17 protein-coding genes are annotated in these 21,746 nt (G+C 58.1%); 7 read left to right on the top strand and 10 right to left on the bottom strand.

Translation table 11 applies throughout. From position 1 onward, the window contains the following. Window positions 1–15: 15 nt before the first annotated feature. The 5 genes from CA85_RS02340 to CA85_RS02320 are packed head-to-tail and all read right to left on the bottom strand — an operon-like array spanning window position 16 to window position 5,106. The gene (locus CA85_RS02340; RefSeq protein ID WP_146389661.1) at window positions 16–627 is read right to left on the bottom strand and encodes an HAD family hydrolase; all 612 of its coding nucleotides are present in this window, start codon (window positions 625–627) and stop codon (window positions 16–18) included. Continuing rightward, entirely contained in the window at window positions 624–1,904 is a 1,281-nt protein-coding gene (locus tag CA85_RS02335) for an NAD(P)/FAD-dependent oxidoreductase (protein ID WP_146389660.1), read from the bottom strand. The genes CA85_RS02340 and CA85_RS02335 overlap by 4 nt, the downstream gene beginning before the upstream one ends. Window positions 1,905–1,949: 45 nt before the next feature. Continuing rightward, entirely contained in the window at window positions 1,950–3,602 is a 1,653-nt protein-coding gene (locus tag CA85_RS02330; RefSeq protein ID WP_146389659.1) for a putative manganese-dependent inorganic diphosphatase, read from the bottom strand. Beyond that, window positions 3,599–4,174: a flavoprotein gene (locus CA85_RS02325; RefSeq protein WP_146389658.1), complete on the bottom strand. Its 576-nt coding sequence runs from the start codon at window positions 4,172–4,174 to the stop codon at window positions 3,599–3,601. Before CA85_RS02325 ends, CA85_RS02330 begins: the two co-directional genes overlap by 4 nt. Continuing rightward, complete coding sequence (locus tag CA85_RS02320; RefSeq protein WP_146389657.1) at window positions 4,171–5,106, bottom strand: sugar phosphate isomerase/epimerase family protein; 936 nt, start codon at window positions 5,104–5,106, stop codon at window positions 4,171–4,173. Before CA85_RS02320 ends, CA85_RS02325 begins: the two co-directional genes overlap by 4 nt. A gap of 172 nt (window positions 5,107–5,278) precedes the next feature. On the opposite strand from CA85_RS02320, the gene truA reads away from it, so the two are divergent. Then, window positions 5,279–6,163: a tRNA pseudouridine(38-40) synthase TruA gene (gene truA / locus CA85_RS02315; RefSeq protein WP_146389656.1), complete on the top strand. Its 885-nt coding sequence runs from the start codon at window positions 5,279–5,281 to the stop codon at window positions 6,161–6,163. A gap of 113 nt (window positions 6,164–6,276) precedes the next feature. Here truA and CA85_RS02310 read toward each other — a convergent pair whose 3' ends face one another. The 3 genes from CA85_RS02310 to CA85_RS02300 all read right to left on the bottom strand — a co-directional run bounded on the left by CA85_RS02310 (window position 6,277) and on the right by CA85_RS02300 (window position 9,564). Next, complete coding sequence (locus CA85_RS02310; RefSeq protein WP_146389655.1) at window positions 6,277–7,464, bottom strand: ribonuclease D; 1,188 nt, start codon at window positions 7,462–7,464, stop codon at window positions 6,277–6,279. A gap of 88 nt (window positions 7,465–7,552) precedes the next feature. Further along, entirely contained in the window at window positions 7,553–9,220 is a 1,668-nt protein-coding gene (locus CA85_RS02305) for a sodium:solute symporter family protein (protein WP_246112419.1), read from the bottom strand. Continuing rightward, window positions 9,217–9,564: a DUF3311 domain-containing protein gene (locus tag CA85_RS02300; protein ID WP_146389654.1), complete on the bottom strand. Its 348-nt coding sequence runs from the start codon at window positions 9,562–9,564 to the stop codon at window positions 9,217–9,219. Before CA85_RS02300 ends, CA85_RS02305 begins: the two co-directional genes overlap by 4 nt. A 157-nt stretch (window positions 9,565–9,721) precedes the next feature. Here CA85_RS02300 and CA85_RS02295 point away from each other — a divergent pair, with 157 nt between their 5' ends. The 6 genes from CA85_RS02295 to CA85_RS02270 all read left to right on the top strand — a co-directional run bounded on the left by CA85_RS02295 (window position 9,722) and on the right by CA85_RS02270 (window position 19,504). Then, complete coding sequence (locus CA85_RS02295; protein WP_146389653.1) at window positions 9,722–11,530, top strand: SLC13 family permease; 1,809 nt, start codon at window positions 9,722–9,724, stop codon at window positions 11,528–11,530. A gap of 283 nt (window positions 11,531–11,813) precedes the next feature. Continuing rightward, window positions 11,814–14,291: a DUF1553 domain-containing protein gene (locus CA85_RS02290; protein ID WP_146389652.1), complete on the top strand. Its 2,478-nt coding sequence runs from the start codon at window positions 11,814–11,816 to the stop codon at window positions 14,289–14,291. Window positions 14,292–14,294: 3 nt separating this feature from the next. Beyond that, window positions 14,295–15,776, top strand: a complete 1,482-nt coding sequence (locus CA85_RS02285) for a DUF1501 domain-containing protein (RefSeq protein WP_222435386.1) — start codon at window positions 14,295–14,297, stop codon at window positions 15,774–15,776. 177 nt (window positions 15,777–15,953) lie between these two features. Then, window positions 15,954–17,345 (top strand): hypothetical protein, encoded by a 1,392-nt coding sequence (locus tag CA85_RS02280; protein ID WP_146389651.1) that lies wholly within the window; start codon window positions 15,954–15,956, stop codon window positions 17,343–17,345. Window positions 17,346–17,820: 475 nt separating this feature from the next. Further along, window positions 17,821–18,348 carry a shikimate kinase gene (locus tag CA85_RS02275; RefSeq protein ID WP_146389650.1) on the top strand — a complete coding sequence of 176 codons (528 nt, stop codon included), beginning with the start codon at window positions 17,821–17,823 and terminating at the stop codon, window positions 18,346–18,348. 172 nt (window positions 18,349–18,520) lie between these two features. Beyond that, window positions 18,521–19,504, top strand: a complete 984-nt coding sequence (locus tag CA85_RS02270; RefSeq protein ID WP_146389649.1) for an SDR family NAD(P)-dependent oxidoreductase — start codon at window positions 18,521–18,523, stop codon at window positions 19,502–19,504. Between the two features lie 18 nt (window positions 19,505–19,522). On the opposite strand, the gene CA85_RS02265 is transcribed toward CA85_RS02270, so the two are convergent. Both CA85_RS02265 and CA85_RS02260 read right to left on the bottom strand, forming a co-directional pair. Further along, a complete protein-coding gene (locus tag CA85_RS02265; RefSeq protein WP_146389648.1) occupies window positions 19,523–20,977 on the bottom strand; it encodes an anti-sigma factor family protein in 1,455 nt (484 codons plus the stop codon). Further along, window positions 20,974–21,744 carry an RNA polymerase sigma factor gene (locus CA85_RS02260; protein ID WP_246112418.1) on the bottom strand — a complete coding sequence of 257 codons (771 nt, stop codon included), beginning with the start codon at window positions 21,742–21,744 and terminating at the stop codon, window positions 20,974–20,976. The genes CA85_RS02265 and CA85_RS02260 overlap by 4 nt, the downstream gene beginning before the upstream one ends. Between the last annotated feature and the right edge of the window lie 2 nt (window positions 21,745–21,746).

The raw sequence follows: 21,746 nt of genomic DNA, 5'->3' as shown, positions 1-21,746 counted from the left end.
GCCAGCGGTCGCGAATCAGCTCGTCTGCGGACGAACATCGACATACTGCATCCCCGCTCGCACAGCGGCCTCAAAACCCAGCGGGGAATCTTCAAAAACGAGGCACCGCTCGGGTGCGATATTGAGCAACTCGGCTGCCAACAGGAACGCATCCGGTTCCGGTTTGTGGCCGACGGTATCCTCGCTGGTGACCAAGGCGCCAAACCATTCTGAAATCCCTAGCTGCTGGAGTTGTCTCGAAACGATAGGCCGAATCCCGCCGCTGGCGACCGCCATGGCCATTCGGTCGCGATGCCGAGCGGCGACCTCGCAGACCAATTCGAGCGGTTGCAGGTCATCCATCAACTCCTCGAAAGCCAACTCCTTGGCCGCAGCGGTTGCATCAACATCGACGCGAACGTCCTGCTCTTGAGACAACACCGAAATGATCTTCTCGGTCGGCATCCCGCCCATCGAGTAAAATCGCTGTTCGGGGAACTCAACACCGCGCGCCGACATCGTGTCACGCCAAGCGATGTAGTGCAGCGGCATCGAATCCGAGAGCGTGCCGTCGCAATCGAAAATCAATCCATCAAAACGATCCGCGAGATCGTCTTTCCACCAACTCAGTTCGGTCAATTCGCTCACGTGTTCATCTCTTTGGCTGCAGCAAGTTTCTGTTCACGGGCCGATTCAATGCTGCGATTCATATCGGGAAACATTTGCCCTGCTTCTTCGCTGAAAATTCGACCAATCAAGAGGTCGGTCACATTGCCTCGGTATTGCGGGTAGTCTCGCATGAAACGCCCGATACTGAAGTCTTCGTCATAAAACGCGTTAACGAGTTGTCGCAAACGATCCACACCCGCCTTGAAATTATCCGACCAGTTCGCAATCTGCTGCGCTGACACGTCATCGCTCTGCAATCCTTCGACAATCGCATCGCCCGCGCGAACCCCCATCTCTAAGGCAAAATAGACCCCTGATGAATAGACGGGATCGAGGAACCCGAAGGCGTCTCCGATCAGCACCCAGCCTGGCCCGGCGTGCTCGCGAGACATGTACGAGAACTCCTTTGCCGTTCGGAATTTACCTACCCGTGTCGCGTTTTCGAGCCTCGGGATCAGGCCGGGGCAGCGTGCCAATTCATCGTTAAAGATCTCTTCAGGCGTCCCACGGCCCTTGAGCAGATACTGGTGATCGGCCACGCAACCAATACTGGTGATCCCTCGGGATTGAGGGATGAACCAGAACCATGAATTCTTGTTCTCCGAATTCAAGACAATCGTCGCGCCTTCGTTGTCACCTTCGCCGCGCACGGCGTCTTTATAATACGTCCAAACCGCAGCCTTCTTCAGCCGAGGATTGATCTCTTTCAAGCCCAATTTGCCAGCGATAAAACTCTGTTGGCCAGTCGCATCGACAAGCACTCGACAATCGATGCGATGCTCATTGCCCTCGCAGTCGCGGACAACGACAGCTGTGGCTCGAGGTTGCGCATCCTCGGATGCTGGTGGATCGAAAACCACATCGATCAAACGCGTGTTGTCACGGCAATCTGCGCCGAGTTCCGCTGCACGATCGAACAGCAATTTGTCAAATTCACTTCGCTCAACCTGCCAGGTCGTGCTGCACTCACGATCGTCGTGGTTGCGAAAGAAAAACGGTTCGGATTCCTTGCCCGAATGGGAGACGAACTGCACGCTTTTCTTTGGCTGCCACCCGGACTGCTTCATCTGCTCGATCAAACCGAGTCGCTGTAGTGGCCAATAGGCCTCGGGCATCATCGATTCGCCGACGTGGAAGCGAGGCATTGGCTCTCGTTCGATCAGCAATACACTGTTTCCGCCCTCAGCGACAATCGATGCAGCGGCGCTACCCGCAGGCCCCCCGCCGACAACGACACAATCATAAGATGATTTCATGGTTTTGGATCCAAAGACGAAGGAGAGGTTTCACGCCCGGGCGTACTACGGCATCGAAGCCGATTCGAGCAGGCTACTGATCAGCGGTAAGAGCTGTTTCTTGCGGCTGACCACGTTATCGAGTTTGTAGAGCCGATCTTCGAGTTGGGGATAATTAATTTCATCCCAACCGACCGGTTCGCTGCTCATCAACAGCAAGCTGCCATTGCTGGAGATATCCGTCACCATCAGGGCGGAAAAATCCAGAGAATTCTCGTCTGCCAGGCCGCTGAGAGCCTGTGCCAACTCATTTTGACGCTGCCAGAACAGATCGAAACCGATCTCCTCGATCTGCGAGATAGAAAACCGCTTGTCACCCTCTTCGAACTGCTTGCAATCTTCCCGTACGACCCTGTCCGGAGGGCTGGAACGCAGCGCCGATCCGACCTGGAAGAAATCCGTCGCGAACTGTTCGAGTGGCTGTTTGACGAACTTCTGCAGCCAATCGAGAATGTCACGATCGACGTCGGTCGTGGTCGGCGAGCGCAGATAGAGCGTGTCGCTGATGATGCCTGATGCCATGCAAAGAGCGATGCCAGGCTCCGGTTCGATGTCAGCCTGGCGGTACATCCGCGCCACCAGGGTGCAGGTCGAGCCAACTGGGTCCATCGTGAACCGGATCGGACCAGTCGATTTCAAGGAGCCCCCGAGGCGGTGATGGTCGAGCACCTCGATGATATCTGCCTCCTCGACACCCTCGACCGCTTGGCCGAGCTCGTTGTGATCGACCAAGACGAGTTGCGGACGGGGCGGATGAACCAAATCGCTCTTACTCAAAACGCCGACTAACTTCTTGCCCTCCAAAACGGGAAAGACGGGCTGCGATGAACGATAAATTTGATTCTTCGCAGCCGTCACTGGCATTTTGGCCGGCAGCACCTCACACGCCCGATCGATGGCGCCCTCGATCATCTGAGCGGCTTTGATGCGCGTGGTCGTCGTCGCGGTATCGAAATCACTGCGAATGACTGCGACGCCGCGGTTGCGTGCGAGTTCCGCCAAACCACTCGACAACTCGAATCCACCGGTGACGACCAACGCTCGGACGCCCATCTCGAGAGCCGGCAATTGGATCGTCGGTCGATCGCCACTGACGACGAGCAGGCGATCGGGCGGAAATTCGCTGAGTCGCTCTGTAAACCCGCCCGCGCTCATTGCGCCCACGGTGACAATCAAGTCTTCAGTGCGATCAGAATCAATTTCGTGCTGGAACTGGCCGCCGAGAACCGAGACCACGTTACGAAGCGTCGAACGAACACCTCGCGACTGGCTCGCCTCCATTCCACCGCGGAACACGAGGTCGAGCATCCCGAGCAGCGTTGCCAGGCCGAGGAGACAATCGTTTTCATCGAGCACGGGGATCGAACGCAACCCGTGCTTGTTCATACGCGTGTAAACGTCGTAAAAAACGTCCGTGGGCCGCGCGTAGATCATCTCCCGGTTGCAGATGTCGCGGAGTTCCGGACGGACATCCATGATGATCCGTGGCAGACTTACTTTTGCTTGCCGCAGAGCGAACTCGGTCCGCTCGTTGGGGGCTCCGCAACAGGCCGCGACCGCGTCCGGACGGGTTGTCCGGCGCAAGAAATCCGCGTAGGCAATGGCGCTGCAAATGGCGTCGGTATCAGGATTACGGTGTCCGAAGACGTGGACAGTCATGAGTGACTCGGGCCAGACAAAAAGAGTGCATTGATTTCAGAGATGATCTTAGCCGGTTCGCTCATCCGGCCGGTACCCTGGACGCGACAACTCAGCCAACCTTTTTCTGGCCCGATCAGGTGACAACCGTCACCGCGTAGTATTTCCACGTTCCGCTGCACACTCGCCTGATTCCACATCGGATCACTCATGGCCGGGGCCAATACGACGGGTGCAGTGTTCTGGAGATACAACGTACTGAGTAGATCATCTGCCGCCCCGTGGGCAAAGTGACTTAATGTCGCAGCCGTCGCGGGCGCCACCACGAAGGCATCCAATTGACGCGCCAATTCGATATGGGGTCCCAGCGGGAAGCCCGCGTCGAATCCTCGGGTGACGACGGGCCGCCCCGAGAGAGCAGCCAACGTCGCTTCGCCGATGAACTCCAACGCGCCAGCGGTCATCACAACTTGCACGTGATAACCGGCCTGGGCGAGCTTGCTGCATAGGTCAGCGCTCTTGTAGGCCGCGATCCCACCGGTGATTCCCAATAAAATTCTCTTCGGCGACGGCGCGCTCGGCGATGGGTTCATGCCAATTGGTCGCGGACTCGTTCGAGCAACGCTTTCGTGGCGCGGATTCCAGCAAACTCGTCCAGACGACCACCCTCGTACTCAATCCCAACATAACCGTGGTATCCGAAATCGGTAACGATCTTCATCATTTTCAGGTAGTCGATCGTCGTTTCGTCGCCCTGATCATTGAAATCGTAGCTCTTGGCGCTGACCGATTTGGCATAAGGCATCAAGGCTTGAACGCCCATGTAACGGTCAAAGGTTTGGGGGGTGTCGCCGCCACGGATCCGGAAGTTGCCGAAATCTGGCAGCGTGCCGCAGTTGTCCATTCCCACACGCTCCATCACCACCGCTAGCCAAGCCGCGTTGCTGCTCAGGCCTCCGTGGTTCTCAACGATCACGTTGATATCTTGCTTGGCGGCGTATTCGCTCAGCTGACGCAATCCATCGGCAGCGTAATTCAACTGATCAGCGTAGCTGCCACCACTCGCTGCGTTGACGCGAATCGAGTGGCAACCCAGAGACTTCGCTGCGTCGACCCATTGATGGTGATTCTCAACCGCCTTCTTTCGATTGGCTTTATTGGGGTCGCCGATCTTGCCTTCGCCATCGACCATGATCAACAGACTTTTCACTCCCACATCGCTGCAGCGCTTCTTCAGATCGTTGAGGTAGTTCTCGTCACGGGCTTTGTCTTTGAAGAACTGGTTGACGTACTCAATACCATCAATTCCAAATTCCTCCTTCGCGACGCGGGGGAAGTCGAGGTTCGTGATCCCCGACGACGCGTTGAACAACGACTTGTGAAGTGACCATTCCGCCAACGAGATCTGGAAGGGCTGATCGTCGTGGCCACCCTCATGGGCGAATGCAGTGGAGGACGACAAGCCGGTGACGGCAGCAGTGGCAGCGAGAGTTTGTAGGAATTGACGACGAGGCAGTGTGGGCATAGCTCAAGATGGGATCAAAAGGGAGAGAACCCGAAACTCTGGCGAGCTGCGGGACAGGCAAAATACACGTAGCAAACGATCTAATAGGATACACGCTGGTGACCCGGGAATGTATCGTGTTGCTACTGAATTCTACTTCGGCGACATCTTTGCATTTCTTCTCCCTGGACTCATGTCTCGCACCTTCCACCTGACAATCGCTTACGATGGAACCGATTATTCGGGGTGGCAGGTGCAACCGGGCCAACGCACCATTCAAGGCGAACTCGAACAGGCTGCCGCCACACTTGTCGGCGACAACGCGGCCCTCGAGACGGCCTCCGACGCGCGTTCGCCGCTGCGAATACTCGGTAGTGGACGCACTGATGCTGGCGTCCATGCTTGGGGGCAGGTCGCCCGTTGTGTCCTGCCGGGCTGGAGAGCGGATTGCACTGCGGTGCTGCGTGGATTGAATTCAAGACTCCCCGCTGACATCGCCGTTCTTGATGTGCGGGAAACGGCTTCGAGCTTCCACCCCATCGCGGACGCCATCGGCAAGCGATATCGCTATCAAGTTCAGCTCGGTGGCCAACGCGATCCATTCTCGCTTCGGACCTGTCACCGCATTCACGCCGCCATCGATCCTGAGCGATTGCAAGCCGCTGCGAGCCGGTTCATTGGTGAACGCGACTTCGCGGCCTTTCAAGCCAGCGGGGCGCCGCGAAACTCGACAGTGCGAATCATTTCCCATAGTGCTTGGTCTCGTGATACCGCGGCTGCTGAGTCGGGTCAGACCGACCGCGGCGGTGAGTTTGGATCGCGATGGTACTACGAAGTCGAGGGCAACGGCTTCCTATACAACATGGTTCGTAATCTCGTCGGCACGATGCTAGAGGTCGCACGCGGGCGACGCCCACTGGACTGGATCGATGAGGTTTTGCAATCGGGGGACCGCACCCTCGCTGGCGCCACTGCCCCCGCGAACGGGTTGATCCTGGTCCGTGTGAACTACCCAGACAGGGTATTTAAGTCTCGTCCGACGCAAGCGTGCGCGGAGGACAGGGAAAAGTTTTTCTAGGCATGGCTCTCGCATCCAATCATCTTACAAAAATGCGTCCCTAACGAACGAGTGTCCGCCAGGGACCAGCAACACCATTTGGTTTGCCACCGAACCGTGATCCCAGCGTGCGGTTAAGTCGACGTCTCGCAATCGAAGAACTCGAGCGGTTGGTCTTCACTCAAGTCCGCCACTCGAATGGCCAGATCACCGGCGAGTATCTTGCGGAAGTTCTTGCCCACGATGTCTCCCCGCCAACCCTCGAGAAGCGCTGGTAAAGTCGCACCACGTCGAGGAGTCAATTCGTAGGCAAGCAGATCCTTGACATCGTCCGAGTTGCCAACAATGGCCGGTGCGATCTTGTGCTGTCGACTGATACATGCAATCGCTGTCGAAAGAAACTGGCTCAGCATCGGCGAGGCGGAGCGAATTCGGCCGCGTGATCGGCGTGGCAGGTCGTCTTCGGGAACGCGTAGTCCAGTCTCGATCGCAGCGGCGATTTCATCATACTGATCACGGAAATTGCGTCGTTCGAGTCCTCGGATACTGCGAATCTTAGCAACGTTGGAGGATCCGCGTTTGGCGAGTTCGACGATCAAATCGTCACGCATGATCCGACGTGGAATGCGATCTTTGTCTTTGGCGACCGCTTCCCGCCACCGCCAGAGTTGGCGGACAATCTCCAGTTGACGTGGCTTCAATCCCGAACTGCCACTGACGCGTTGCCATTTTTCAGCAGATTCGGAGTCGATGACCTTCTGTTGCAATCGCTGAGTTTCCTCCTCCACCCAGGACATCCGGTCGAGTCCATCAAGATCAGCGCGGAGCAGATCGTGCATCTCGCGGAGTTTGGTGACATCATGCAGTGCGTAGGTCAACTGCTCGGTCGTCAATGGACGATGGCGCCAATTCGTTCGCGCCTCACCCTTGGGTAACGTCACCCCGCAGAGTTTCTGCACCAACGTTCCGAGGGACGCTGGGTATTCGATACCCACGAACGCCGCGGCGAGTTGTGTGTCGAACAAACCCGCAATCGGTTTGCCGGTGAACCGATAGGCAAACCGAATTTCTTCGCGTGCCGCATGAGCCACCACCGTCCGTCCCGGCTGCACCAACAGATCCCAAAAGGGTTGCGTGTCGCCGGTGGGATAAGGATCGATGATCGCGAGGTGCTCTCCCGCGGCGACCTGAATCAGGCACAACTCGGGTCGATAGCAATCCTCCGACACAAATTCCGTGTCGAACCCGATCACGGGCTCCTCCGAAATTCGCTCGCAAAAGTCAGCAAGCTGTTCCGCGGAGTGGATGGTTTCGTAGTTCACCAGGAATATCTCGGTCGGTTGAATGCATAGGTCGGTCGAGGTGAGGCACCCAAACCGCGAAAAGAAAAATCAGCCATTGGCAACGGTATCAAGCTGGCTTGAAGAACTTTGCCAAGGTCTCTTGATTGGGTTTCGGAGTCACCCAGGAGACGACGACAGTTGTGATCAAGCAGCTGAAGAACATCACCACGACCGGCATGATCAGATACTCCTCGCCCCCGATACTCACGGGGAACTTGAACTCGCGCAGTCCTTCGGGTGAATGAACACCGTGGTAGAACAGCATGCTCCAACTAATAATTGCTGCGAACACGCCGCTGATCGCGCCAGCAGCGCTGAGACCACGCCAATACAGGGCCAAGAAGACGACTGGGAATAGGGCGCTGAACCCACTGAAGCACCAGACACCTAAGGCGAAGACGCTCGTCGGATTGTCGAGGCTGAGGAAATAGGTCACCGCGACCACTCCGATGATGAACATCCGCGTCGAGAACACCTGTTGTTGATCGCTGACATTCTCCGCGCCACGGTAGTGCGTGTAGATGTCGTTACTAAAAATCGTGCCGATACACAGAAACTGACTATCCAAACTCGACATGATCGCCGCCAGAATGCCTGCCGCGAGGAGCCCACCAAGCACGGGGCCGGTCTGGGTTTTCACCAGGAACGGCAACACTGCATTCGCGTTGACTTTGTCGGTTCCAGGAATCAGCGGCAGACTGGGTGCCAATTCGCCTGTGGCCCAGACCCCGACGAGCACGCAGGGGACCCAGACGATCATGATGAACAGCGGGTGACAAATCAGCGGAATCTTGAACGAGGCGGCGCTCTTGGCCGTCATCCAGTGCTGGAATAAGTGCGGGAACATCCCCACTGATAACGGGATCAACAGGTAAGTGAAGAACAGGCTCTTGCTCATCTCCGATCGCGTCGCCCGGTTCTCAGGGATCGACTCTCCCAAGACCCGTAGGTTGTCCATAAAGTTGACTTGGCCGCCGAGCCGATTGGCGATCATAATGAACGTCACCACACCGAGAATCATGAACACCATCGTTTGAAACGTATTGGCCCATGTCGTTCCTCGCATCCCGCCCATGAAGACATAGACGAGCACGACGCTGCAAATCAATAACGCACCGAGCCAGGGCGGGACTCCGCCGTGGACTCCGCGGTTGGGTGACCCGTCGGGCAACAGGACGGGGAACCAGTCCGGTGACAACCCCGCGGTCAGCGTTTGGATCACGGTTCCACCACCAATCACGCCAACGAGCAAATAGGGGATGACGAGTCCGACGAGAATCGGAAAGAGCAACAAGCCGATGAAATCGCTATCGAGCCGATCACGGAAAAACTCGATCTGTGTCGTGTAACCACGCACGCGAGCGACTTTCCAAACTTTCACTCCGATGACAAAGAAGCAAAGCGAGTGGATGATCCCACTGCTACTGGCGAGCATCCCGTACACCCCGATGCCCTCCTTGAACGCTTCACTGCTACTGCCGACGAGGGCAAATGCCGTCATCGTTGTGCCAAAAATGCTCATCAACAACAGGAACGGGCCGATCGAATGGCTGGCTACCTGATAATCCTCCTTTGTCCCCTTAAACAGACGACTGGAGAAAACCCCCAGCAACAGCAGCAGGGAAAGATAGATCAGGATGATTATGAATTGAGGCAAGCCTCGATGGGCCAACCAGCCACCGTCGGCGGCTGCGGCTTGGGCGATGAACGCTTGAAAATGACTAAGAACCATCATTTCTCTTCCCCCTGTCCGGCGGTTTGATCATGCGGGGCGGTCGAGGCCGGCGCGTCGGTATCAGGAACCAGGACCGACTCCAGCTCCGGATCGATCGGCCAGGCGATCTTGGTCGAGAGAAACCACGTCAGCGATGCACCAATCGAGATGCAGGCGTGCCAAAACAGTCCGATGGGAAGGAACCCGAACACGAGTGTTCCGTCGGTCCAGAACCAATTGTCCTGGTGCAAGATGAGCAACAAAATAACGAGGGCGGCAATGATCCATGGACCGCGACGCGATGTTTGCGCCGGACTGGAGCTCAGCGGAGCAACCGCTGCAGGAGACTGAGGTGTTTCAGACATGAGGCGGGCGTTGGGAGGGAGGGAGAGGGCGGTAGAGGGTCGGGGGCTAGTTTAGTGACAATTCAGAGGCGACGATATCGGGGTTTTGAATTAAGCTGTGTTCCGAGAGCACTGCCACCCGATTATCTTGCCCTCCCCTCCTAGAAACACTCGATTGATGATGCTACCGACCGATTGGCAGATGTGGTTGACGCTCGCTGTCGCCGCCGGTTTGTTGGTCAGTCTGGCGATGCGATTGGCTGCGACCGATCTGCTCGCGTTGGCCGGTTTGGCAGTCCTGGTGTTGGCCCAAGACCTTAGCGGCACCGACAAACTGCCCTCTCCGAGCGAAGCTGTCGCTGGATTCGGCAATAAGGGGCTCGTCACGATTGGCCTGCTGTTCGCCATCGTCTCAGGTCTGGAGCTGACCGGTGGAACAGAATACGCCACCGGCTGGTTGCTCGGAGGTGTCAAAGGGCTGCGAAGCGCCCTGATACGGATTCTCGTGCCGGTTGCCGCCTTGTCAGGGTTTCTTAACAACACCCCGGTCGTCGCAGCGTTGCTGCCCGTCGTGCACGACGTTAGTAAACGGATCGGGGCCAGTCCCAGTCGTCTGCTGCTGCCGATGTCCTATGCGGCCATCTTGGGGGGGATGTGCACCTTGATGGGGACCAGCACCAATTTGATCATCCGCGATCTTTTCGCCGAGAAACAAGTCGAGGGGGCCACATTGGGCTTCTTCACCCCTGCGATCGCTGGCCTACCGGCAACCCTGATCGGTCTGATCTACTTGATCTACGCGTCGAAATGGATCCTGCCCGAACGCAAACCACCGGTGAGCGTCAGTGATGACCCTCAAAAATACACGGTGGAAATGCAGGTCATTCCACTCGGGCCGCTGGTTGGCAAGACGATCCAACAGGCCGGTCTGCGGGCTCTGCCCGGGCTCTACGTGGCCGAGATCCAGCGGGCAGATGGTCGTATCGAAGCCGCCAAACCGGACCAACGGATCTATGGTGATGATATCCTGATCCTCGTCGGCGCTCTCGAGAGCGTCGTCGACCTGAGGAAAATCCGCGGCCTGACGACCCCTGACGAGCAATCCAGAAAGCTCGAGGTTCCCGCTTGGCAGCGCACCCTGATCGAGGCCGTCGTCAGTACCCAGTGCTCGCTGATTGGCAAAACAATCCGCGAAGGAAAGTTTCGCTCCAACTACAACGCTGCCGTTGTTGCGGTTGCCCGTGGTGGACGGCGGTTGATGGGGAAACTCGGCGATGTCCGGATCGAGCCCGGCGACGTGCTTCTGCTCGAAGCCTCACCGTCATTCGTGCATCGCCAACGCAGTTCGAAGGACTTCTATCTGGTCAGCCGCGTGGAGCGTGGTGAAGTTCGCCGGCATGAAAAGGCGATTCTTGCGATCACGATCACAACCGCCATGGTGCTCGTCGCGGCACTGGGGTGGATGGAGATCCTGACCTCCGCCATGCTCGCAGCCGTCGCGATGATCGCGTTCCGATGCTGCACGACGAGCGAAGCGAGGCGCAGTGTGGACTGGTCCGTGCTCATCATTATCGGCTCGGCCATCGGGATCGGTGAAGCGATGCGAATGAGCGGCGCGGCGGAGACAATCGCTGGCGGGCTCCTGCAGTTTGCCGGCGGGAACCCGTTGAAAATGCTGGTTGCCGTCTACATCGCGACTGTGTTCTGCACGGAACTGGTCACCAATAGTGCCGCTGCTGTCATCATGTTCCAGATCGCCTGGTCCGCCGCGACGGGACTGCACATGGATCCCACGCCGCTAGTCGTCTGTGTGATGGTTGCGGCATCAGCGAGTTTCCTGACGCCATTTGGATATCAAACCAATACGATGGTCTACAGCGTCGGTGGCTATGAGCTGCGAGACTACCTCGCTCTCGGCTTCCCACTGAGCCTACTCGTGTTCGTCACCACCATGGTGACGCTCTCGTGGTGGTACGGATTGGTCTAAGCCTGGCACGCAACCGGCTCTCGGCGCGTAGCACGTCGGAAATGGCACAGTCGGTGCGGGTGAGGCTGCCAACGGAGACGCCGCGCCGGATGGCTTGTCTTCTCGAGGGCACGCTCTCGCCGTATCGATGCAAAGCGAGAATCGCGGCAATCGAGCAGAGAGTTTCCGCTACAATCAGGTGTCCGAACCGATTGGGCGGCGTCAATCTATCCCAGTCCGCCGCACTCAAAATCAAACCTGCCGCGCGTTGAAGTCCGTGGGCTCACCGCTAGAATAGGCCAGCATGAATACTCCCCTTTGTCGTTTTCGAGCCAGCCGTTTGGGCCAGGCCGCTGGCATCTGCACAGCGCTGGCGGTAGCCGTCGTATCCATCTCCGTCGATGCAGACGATGCCTCCCAAATTTCGGACACTTCGTCCGAGGCCGCTCAGGAGTCGCCCGCGACCGACACAGCGGTATCATTTGGACGTGATATCCGACCGCTGATCTCGGAAAAATGCTTTGCCTGTCACGGCCCCGATGCGGAGTCGCGTGAAGCGGGGTTACGTCTTGATATGCCTGACGGCGATGAGGGGGCGCTGAACTACGCGATCGAACCAGGCTCCCCCGAGGATAGTGAGGTTTGGAACCGGATCAGCACCGATGATGACGAGATGCGAATGCCGCCGACGGATTCGCATTTGGAACCGCTGACCGCCGAAGAGCAATCGCTGATCCGTCGCTGGATCGAACAAGGCGGTGAGTACGAACAATTCTGGGCGTTTTCACCTCCATCGGCTCCCGAAATTCCGACTCCTGAGAACAGCACTTGGAGCGATTCCCCTGTCGATGCCTTTGTGCTCAATCAACTTGAGAAGAAGGGTTTGCAACCGGCCTCGCAAGCCGACCCCCGCACCTTGATCCGGCGTGTGACCTTCGATTTGACAGGTTTGCCGCCGACGCTTTCGGAGGTCGACGAATTCCTCGCGGCCTACGAGGACTCCCCCGAGCGGGCTTGGGAAGAATGCATCGATCAACTGATCAGCCGCCCGGAGTACGGCGAGCACATGGCTCGGTATTGGTTGGACTTGGTGCGTTTCGCCGATACCAACGGCATGCACAAGGACTTCTATCGCAACAACGTGGCCTATCGCGATTGGGTCATTCGTGCATTCAACGACAATTTGCCCTACGACGATTTCCTCCGCTATCAGATCGCCGGAGATCTATACCCGGAACCGTCCGATGACCAATTGATCGCCTCGGCGTTTAATCGTTTGCATCTGATCATCGACGTCGGCACGGCGTTGCCGGAGGAGAGCCAGTTCAAGAACGTGGTCGACCGCATCACCGCCGTCAGTACCGCGTTCATGGGCCTGACTGTGCAGTGTGCCCAGTGCCACGATCATAAGTTTGATCCGATCACGCAGAAGGATTTCTACTCACTTTACGCTTTTTTCGACAACATCGACGCGGCACCTGAGACGAGGGCTCGCCCCAAAAACGGTCTACAACCGCCCTTTGATTCCTTTCCGACGCCAGAGCAAGCAGAGCGGCTTGCACAACTTGATTCTGAACTCGCCGCAGTGCAGCAACAGATCGACGAATCGCAGGAGGACGCAGAGTCCGAAACGCTCAACAGTAAATTCAAGGAGCTGCAAAAGCAGCGTGAAAAGGTTGACGGTCAAGTCACCCGAGCGATGGTGATGAAGGAACGCAGCGAGGTTCGGCCGACGTACGTCCGCACTCGCGGCCAGTACGACGTTCTCGGCGAGCAGGTCACACGCGGCACCCCAGGTTTCCTCCCGCCGCTCGAGACTGCGGGCGACGTGGCCAGCCGCATGGACTTGGCCGAGTGGTTCGTTGAACCGGAGAATCCGCTTACCGCTCGCGTGGCGGTCAACCGATTCTGGCAGCAGTTCTTTGGCGTGGGGCTCGTCAAAACATCGGAGGACTTTGGCAACCAAGGTGGTGTGCCGAGTCATCCCGAATTGCTCGACCATCTGACGGTGGAATTTACCGAGTCGGGCTGGGACATCCAGTCTCTCGTCAAGCAAATCGTCATGTCGGAGGCCTACCGCCAGGCATCCGATGCGAGCCCGGAAGAATTCCAAGCGGACCCTGAGAATCGCCTGCTCGCTCGCGGATCACGTTATCGCCTCGACGCTGAAATGATTCGAGATCAGATTCTCGCGACCAGTGGATTGCTATCTGAGAAGATGTACGGACCCGCCGTAAAACCACCGCAACCCGCTGGATTGTGGAAAGCGGTTTCGATGACCGGTCAAGTCTTTCGGCCCGACCAAGGCGACGCGATCTATCGCCGCAGCGTCTACACGTTTTGGAAGCGTGCAATGCCGCCACCACAAATGACGATTCTCAATGCTCCCAATCGAGATGCCTGCATTGCTCGGCGGGAACGTACTAACACACCGCTGCAAGCATTGTTGTTGCTCAATGAACCCGAGTACCTCAAGGCGGCTGGTCAATTGGCAGCGAAAACCCTCGAGCAACCCGAGCAGGATCGACTTGAGTTTTTATGGGAAACAGTCACCGCGCAACTCCCCGATGAGCAGGAAAAGGCGGTGTTGCAAACCCTGCTCGACGATCTGACTGTGAAGTATCAGACTGCCCCCGATTTGGCCGCCGATGTCTGTCGGGATATCACCCTCGCTACCACCACTGAATCGGCAGTAGACGCGGATAGCCAGGCTGAACTCGCAGCGTGGACGATGCTCGCGAGCACCCTGTACAACCTCGACATCACCAAAACCAAGGATTGAACGATGCTCTCTCGAGAAAATGGGATCACTCCCGAAGGTTTGGCTGTCATGGACAACCGTCGCCGTTTCCTCACCAATGCCGGCATGGGACTGGGGACGGCCGCGATGGCGTCGCTTTTGTCTCAGTCGGCTAACGCACGCGGATCGGCGGCTCCGGGGGCATCCAATCTTCCCCACGGTTGTCACCACACTCCCAAGGCGAAACGGGTCATTTTTCTGTTCATGGCGGGCGGACCGAGCCAGATGGATTTGTTCGATTACAAACCCAACCTGGACAAGTTCTTCAAACAGGAACTGCCGGCGTCCGTCAGCCAGGGGCAACGCGTCACCGCGATGACGAAAGGGCAGTCGCAACTAATCGCGTCGACCAAGTTTAAGTTTGCGCGGGCGGGAGAGTCGGGGCTCTGGATGAGCGAGTTGCTGCCGCACCTGTCGACGCAGGCTGATAAGCTCTGTTTTATCGACTCGATGAACACCGACTCGATCAATCACGATCCCGGCAAGACGCTGTTCAGCACCGGATCGGAGATTCCAGGCAAACCGAGCATGGGAGCATGGTTGAGTTATGGGTTGGGCACGCTGAACAAAGATTTGCCCGATTATGTTGTGATGCCGTCCGCGTTTTGGGGCGGCAAGGTGAACGTACAGGGGCTGTATTCACGCTTATGGGGCAGCGGGTTTCTGCCGTCGAAACATCAGGGCACCAGCTTTCAAACGGCAGGGGATCCGGTTCTCTTTCTATCCAACCCTCGGGGTGTCGATGCCAATGTCCGCCGCCGGATGCTCGACAGCCTGGGAACCCTCAACCAGAAACACTTTGGCGAGATTGGTGATCCCGAGATCCAAACCACGATCGCTCAACAAGAGATGGCGTTTCGAATGCAGACGTCCGTTCCGGAATTGACGGACATCTCCGGTGAATCCGCTGAGACGCTCGCGATGTACGGCCCGGACATCGATAAGCCTGGTTCGTACGCCCGCAACTGTTTGCTCGCCCGCCGGATGGCGCAGCGTGACGTTCGTTTCATCCAGCTCTTCCACCGGGGCTGGGACCATCACAGCAGCCTGCCGCCGAACTTGATCGCCCAGTGCCAAGACGTCGATCAACCGACCAGCGCCCTCCTGACTGACCTGGAACGTCACGGGTTGCTAGAAGACACGATGGTGGTCTTTGCCGGCGAGTTCGGCCGCACGATCTATTGTCAGGGCCAGCTCACTCACGATATTTACGGCCGCGACCATCACCCCCGCTGCTTCACCGCGTGGATCGCAGGCGGCGGTGTTCGAGGCGGGATGCGGTACGGCAAAACAGATGAGTTCAGTTACAATATCATCGAAAATCCCGTGCATGTTCGTGATCTGCATGCGACCATGCTTCACCTGCTCGGGATCGATCACTCTCGACTCACGTTCCCCTACCAGGGGCTCGACCAGAAGTTGACGGGGGTGAACCCAAGCCGAGTGGTGACGGAGATCATTGCCTGAGCGGTGAATTGCAGCGGCTCGTTCTGGGCTCCCTCGAGCTTTCATACTTCTCAGACAGCGGCAGTGGCGACCCCGCTGATCCAGGACTTTGCAAATCCGGTATTCCCGTGGACAACGGCCTTGGAGTAGTTTCGGGGGCACCTCCTCCCACTCGTTTCCGCTTAGAACGGATTTGCCATGCACGAACGGACGACGCGGGCGATCGCTCGATGGCTGTTCGTTGGCTGCTGCGCCGCTCCCACGGCTCTGACGATGCTGGCGATCCTGGTCACGTGGACGCCCTGGTACCACGCGCGGGCGCGGCGAGCGATCGAGTCCCAGGTAGCCCTGATGACGGGGTTGCGCGTCGAGATTGGCGATTTTGAACGTGCCGACCCATCGACCTGGCGGCTATCCGAGGTGCGTTTGAGCGATCCGGAGACACTGCAACCTGTCGTCTCGGTCCGCTCGCTGCAGTGGATCTCACAGAGCGAGAACACAGTGATTCGGTTGAGCCAACCGGAAATCCGCGTCGAGTCGCTCGAGCAGGTAGCCGGCCTGGTGCACAGCCGCTTCATCTGCCGCCCCGATCAAACCCGCGTGCCAGTCCGAATTGCCGCCGACGACGTGACCCTGCGAGGTAGCTCAACAGCCCAGACAATCCAGGATTTCGATGCCTGGTTGGAAACTCGCGACGACGTGGTCTGGGCGACGGTTCGCTGCATACCGGCCGGTTACCGCCCGGACAGTGACGGGGTTCACCTCGAGGTCACGCGAGATCGGTCAACCTCTCCTCCCACAACGAGCTGGTCGATGCAAACCGGCGAGGTGCAGTTGCCGTTAGCGGTGCTGAGCGACTATTACCCATTTCTAAGCCGCCTTGGCGACGAGGCAATGTTCGATGGCAGTGTCTCTGGAACTCGCCAGGATGGGCTCACACGACCCGCATGGACGCTGAATCTCGCCGGCCATTTTCGAGAGATCGATCTCGGACAGCTTACCCAAAGCCTGCCGCATCGCGTGACAGGCAAAGGGACGGTTTCAGTGGATCGCTGCCAACTCGATCAAGATTGGTCGGTGAACGTCGCCGGCCAGCTCGCCGCCGAGGAGGGCTGGATGTCAGCGTCACTTCTGCCGAGGCTCGCCGAGGATCTCGGCTGCGAACTCACCGTCAATACGGATCAGGATTTTGGCTTTGACGCGTTGGCTCTTCGCTTTGATTTGTACGCCGCTCAACTTCGGGTCGAAGGGGTCTGCCGGTCACTCCCAGGACGGGAATGGCTGCCCGCTGACGTTGTCGTCTCTGCAGGTGGGCGGCCGATCGTGATGTCGAGTGGAAATTGGACGGACTCTCTCAATCTCGCTCGCTTGATCGCGCCCTCGCATAGTGTATGGATTCCCCTGTCGGGACAAACCAGCGGACTGCTCTCGATTCTGCGGCCACCGAGTCATCCTCTGCCCCAAAACGGTGCCGGCCAACGCGCCCAGGGGGCCGATGCGGTCGCGTCAGAGGTTTCCGAGCCGGCTGCGCGAATCGGACGTTTGCAACCGAGACGGGATGAGACGAGCCCAATCTCGCAGCCCCGCTGAGCCGCTCGATGAAGCATTGCGGTCGTTGTCCTGTGCCGGTCGATGGTCTAAAACACTCGTGCGTGTTGCCCGCATCGGTTGATAGCGCAGTGGTAAGCAACGCACGATCAATTTCTGTCGTAGTGGACGAGGCGACGAGTCCAAAGCCGCAGGACTCGTCGCCTCGTCCACTACTAGAACCGAGACGCGTCAGCGGCCGGGTGGGCGGCGTTACCCGGGGCCTTACCGGCGAATGCCACTTGCTGTGACCCCGTTTGGGGCATGGCTGGGTTGGTAAGCCGATGCGTCAGCGAGGGAAATGCAGTGCTTTGCGTGGTCAATAGATGATCCTCGCTCACCGTCGTGTTACCAAGAGCGCTTCGAAAAATAAAATAAGTGCCATTCGGCCTTACGATCCTCGGCTCAACATTGCCGGGGCATTGATCGAGCTGCCGTCGATCCAATGAAGAATCATTGTTTACGCGTAGAAGTGAATATGAAATCACAGCATCTCTATTTGACTGGGTATCGTGGATGCGGCAAGAGCAGCGTTGCGAAACAGCTGGCCGAACAGCTCGATCTGCCCTGCGTGGACCTGGATGATCTCATTGAGTCGGAAGCCGGATGCTCGATCACGGAGATTTTCGAGGCTGAGGGTGAGTCGGGATTTCGCGAACGCGAATCACAAGCTCTGCTCACGCTGAGCGATTCCCCATCACACGTGATCGCTTTGGGTGGTGGAGCGATCTTGCGGGCGGCGAACCGAACCGTCATCGCCGCAACGGGCTGGTGTGTGTGGCTCGATGCCGACCCCAAGGTGATTGCCGAACGACTCGCCGGCGATGATTCAACGGGTGCTCGTCGCCCATCGTTGACTGGCATGTCGCCAACCGATGAGATCGTCGCAGTCATGAGTCAGCGTGAGCCGCTATACCGCCAAGCTGCCGACTACAGCATCGATACAACCCACCGGTCGATTTCGGAGATTTCGCTGGAAGTGGCTGCCGCGTTTCGAGGCTTGTGAAAGCCGCGTTCGCGGACCGCGCCCGCCGGTTTTCAGCCGGGCCGGGATGTGGAACAATCTCCCGGATCGCCGCTTACCACCTCAGCGTGGGGGGCGTGCAAGTCCGATCAGCTGCGGTGGGTGCTTGCATTTTTCTTACTCTGCTTTTTTCCAATAATCTTCTGACGACTCCATGAATCATCCTTCCCTGCGTGGTGCCCATTGTCTCGTTACTGGAGGGGCCGGATTCATTGGGTCACATCTGGTAGCCAAATTGCTAGGCGCTGGCGCCAAAGTGCGCGTACTCGACAATCTATCGACGGGCTTTGCAAAGAACCTCGAGGGCTCGCAGCAGGGCGAGCACGCTGATCGGCTAGAGTTCATCCAAGCGGATGCTTCCGACCCCAACGTAGCCCGACGCAGCGTCGACAGCATCGATCATGTTTTTCATCTCGCAGCGATGGCGAGCGTCCCCCGCAGCATGCGCGAACCTGGGTTATGCCATCAATGGTGCGCCACGAGTACGGTCGAACTGCTCGCCGCCGCGGCGGAGGCGGGCACCCAGCGTTTCGTGCTGTCGTCGACGAGTGCAGCCTATGGTGATTCAACGTTTGTCTCCAAGCGAGAAACCGATCCACCGGCGCCGCTGTCGCCCTACGCAGCCTCGAAGCTCGCAGCGGAGGGCTACTGCGCTGCATTCAATCGTGAGTTCGATATCGAGACAGTCGTACTGCGGTATTTCAATGTGTTTGGCCCCCGCCAGGATCCGCAGAGCGAATACAGTGCGGTCATCCCGCGATTCGTCTCAATGATTCTCTCTGGAGAGCGCCCCGTCATTTACGGTGATGGGCATCAATCGCGAGACTTCGTTTATGTCGGCGATGTCGCTGATGCCAATTTGCTCGCGGCGACGCAAACCGGTGTCGCAGGAGGAACGTTTAACATTGCCCGCGGAGAGCAGACAACGCTGCTGCAGTTGCTCGAGACGCTGCGCGAACTGCTTGGACGCGATATTCAACCCATCCACGAACCGGCCCGCGCTGGAGACGTTCGCGACTCGTTGGCCGATATTATCCAGGCCCGCACGCGACTGGGGTTCGCCCCCTCGGTTACGATCGCTCAAGGACTGCAGCAGAGTATTGAGTACTACCGAGAAATCTGTTCGGAGAACGCCTGAACAACAGATGCTGGCCCATTAAAGTCCTTCAATCAGGATCTTTCGAGCTTCCTCGGGAGGCGCGAGGTCCAATCGTTCGCGTTGTTCGGGCGGCAGAGACTCGTAATGCTCGGCCATGGACAGCGGTTTGGCTTCGCCTCGAATCTTGCGTCGCACCGCTTCAGTCGCCCATTCACGCAAGATGATGCTTTGGATCCACGGATCCGAAACGTATTGCTGCAGCATTTGCAAATCTTTGCTCGGCAACATTGAGCGAATCGTTTCCAGCTCACGGTGATTGAGTGGAGGGACTTTGTCTTGCAGTGACTTGCTTCGATCGTCACGACGAGGCCAATTCGGGTCCCGGACGAGGGTATTCAAAGCAAACCAACGATGGGCGTGGCGGTCGTTGTCGCCGCGGAACCGTTCAGGAATCGAATCCAAGAACTGCTGGGCGGGCGAAGGTTTTCCTCTTTTTGAGTTTTCCTCGTCGAGTCGTGATTTGACGAGCTGGAGCACGGTGAAGTCAATCCGTTCAATGGCGTCCTCGCTCAAGTTCCGGCGGGTCATGCGTCCGATCGACGAAATCATTTCCCCGATCGCCGCGTCGATCGCCAGCATCCGCTCCTCGCGGGTTCCATTTTCAATCTGGGCTACGGTTTGGTCACTGAGTTGTTCTCGCATGCGGATGTACCGTCGCAGTGTCTCGAGCCGCATGGCGGACTCGTCACTCGCTCTGAGCCGCTCGGCTGAATCTCGCAAGGTAGCTTGGGAGCGCGGGTCCAGCAGATCAAACCGGTCCCAACGTGCCAATGCGATCATTCGCTGCTCGGCGGGCACGTCTTTTAAGCGGGCGGCAAGTTCGCTCGAAGAGGGCGTCTGGATCCTACCGCCGGATTCTTCGTAGAGCGATGTCGGAGACGTCAGGTCGACGGCTGCATCGACCTCGGGCGTAATCGATCCGCCGACGACCGAGCTCCACCGCGGCGCCGCGATCAAATCGTCGATCAAGCCGGGTTTCTCACTGAGCCGATAGGCGTCCATGTCCAGAGCAATGGGAAAGTCAGCAACCTGGCGGGTTAACTCACGGCTCTGATTCCACCGCGACACGGCGAAGACGACCGCCGCGACGACCAGCGGCACGCCCAGCCAGAGCAGTGGCGTGCTACGCAGCCTCCTCGCGGACGGACGCTCGGCGCTGGACGCCAAGCCGTCCAACGACACGGGTTTCTTGGTCGAGATGCTCCCCTCGCTGCCGGTCAGATCGGCAACAACAAGCTTCAAGGTCGTTTCAACCGAGTTTTCGTTCAGCGTTGGGCTGGGTAACCAATCGAGCAGGTCCCAGCTGCGCTGCAGATTCTGCAGCCGCACACGCAACGAATCATCTGCCACAAGACGATTTTCGATCTCGTCACGTTCCGCCCGGGACAACTCTCCATCGAGGTAAGCGACGAGCGATTCATCATCGGTATCGAGCTCTTCAGCATCATTCATGAGTCACCGCCTGACGGCTTGTCCGTCGGATCGCCTGTTAAATTGCCGCCTGGGTCGGGGTCGGATGGACCAGGTTGGTTGGGATGTTGGAACTGCTCGAACATGCCTGATGCAGTCGGCAACGACTGCGAGACATGAAGCTCGTCATCGAGAACGCCGCTCTGCATGTACGATTCGAGTGACTCTTTCAGGCCGACTCGTGCGCGGCTGAGTAGCGACTTGACCGCCTTGGTCGTCAGTCCCATCGTCTCAGCGATTTCGACATAGTTCATGTTCTCGAACCGAGATAAGATCAACGCCATTCGCTGCCGTTCACTCAGTGAGGCGACGGCCGCGCGAACCAGTCGGGCTCGTTCGTCGCCTTCTGCCAGTCGCACGGGCATCATCCCGCTCGCGTCCAGCGCGGTCGTCGCCAGCAGCGGTCCTGATTGATCTTCGGTCCCGCTGAATCGCGGCGCGTCCATCTCACTGACCTCGTGACGTCGCGACGCCGTCCGTTTGGCGTTGCGAGCCACATTGCCCGCTATGGTGAACAACCATGTGGAGAATTTGGCTCCGGGTTCGTAGCGTTCGCGAGCGCGATAGACGCGCAGGAAGGTTTCCTGGGCCAAATCCTCCGCCAGATCCGTGTGCGGGGCAAGCGTCTGCATCAAACGCACCAATCGGGCTTGGTAGCGACGCACCAACTCCTCAAAGGCTCCGGCATCGTCATCGCGCACCCGCAGCATCAACCGGACGTCCGGGTCGGTTTGCGTATAACGCAGCATAG

It is taken from the genome of Allorhodopirellula solitaria, assembly GCF_007859855.1.
GTDB classification, from domain to species: Bacteria; Planctomycetota; Planctomycetia; order Pirellulales; family Pirellulaceae; genus Rhodopirellula; species Rhodopirellula solitaria.
Note: the sequence above shows the minus strand (reverse complement) of the source record. Positions and strands in the feature narration are given on the sequence as shown.

What these genes read in the sequence shown, in the direction of transcription:
- CA85_RS02335 (WP_146389660.1), bottom strand. Translation starts at nt 1,904, where the DNA reads ATGAAATCATCTTATGATTGTGTCGTTGTCGGCGGGGGGCCTGCGGGT.
- CA85_RS02330 (WP_146389659.1), bottom strand. Translation starts at nt 3,602, where the DNA reads ATGACTGTCCACGTCTTCGGACACCGTAATCCTGATACCGACGCCATT.
- CA85_RS02325 (WP_146389658.1), bottom strand. Translation starts at nt 4,174, where the DNA reads ATGAACCCATCGCCGAGCGCGCCGTCGCCGAAGAGAATTTTATTGGGA.
- CA85_RS02320 (WP_146389657.1), bottom strand. Translation starts at nt 5,106, where the DNA reads ATGCCCACACTGCCTCGTCGTCAATTCCTACAAACTCTCGCTGCCACT.
- truA (WP_146389656.1), top strand. Translation starts at nt 5,279, where the DNA reads ATGTCTCGCACCTTCCACCTGACAATCGCTTACGATGGAACCGATTAT.
- CA85_RS02305 (WP_246112419.1), bottom strand. Translation starts at nt 9,220, where the DNA reads ATGATGGTTCTTAGTCATTTTCAAGCGTTCATCGCCCAAGCCGCAGCC.
- CA85_RS02300 (WP_146389654.1), bottom strand. Translation starts at nt 9,564, where the DNA reads ATGTCTGAAACACCTCAGTCTCCTGCAGCGGTTGCTCCGCTGAGCTCC.
- CA85_RS02295 (WP_146389653.1), top strand. Translation starts at nt 9,722, where the DNA reads ATGATGCTACCGACCGATTGGCAGATGTGGTTGACGCTCGCTGTCGCC.
- CA85_RS02290 (WP_146389652.1), top strand. Translation starts at nt 11,814, where the DNA reads ATGAATACTCCCCTTTGTCGTTTTCGAGCCAGCCGTTTGGGCCAGGCC.
- CA85_RS02285 (WP_222435386.1), top strand. Translation starts at nt 14,295, where the DNA reads ATGCTCTCTCGAGAAAATGGGATCACTCCCGAAGGTTTGGCTGTCATG.
- CA85_RS02280 (WP_146389651.1), top strand. Translation starts at nt 15,954, where the DNA reads ATGCACGAACGGACGACGCGGGCGATCGCTCGATGGCTGTTCGTTGGC.
- CA85_RS02275 (WP_146389650.1), top strand. Translation starts at nt 17,821, where the DNA reads ATGAAATCACAGCATCTCTATTTGACTGGGTATCGTGGATGCGGCAAG.
- CA85_RS02270 (WP_146389649.1), top strand. Translation starts at nt 18,521, where the DNA reads ATGAATCATCCTTCCCTGCGTGGTGCCCATTGTCTCGTTACTGGAGGG.
- CA85_RS02265 (WP_146389648.1), bottom strand. Translation starts at nt 20,977, where the DNA reads ATGAATGATGCTGAAGAGCTCGATACCGATGATGAATCGCTCGTCGCT.
- CA85_RS02260 (WP_246112418.1), bottom strand. Translation starts at nt 21,744, where the DNA reads ATGCTGCGTTATACGCAAACCGACCCGGACGTCCGGTTGATGCTGCGG.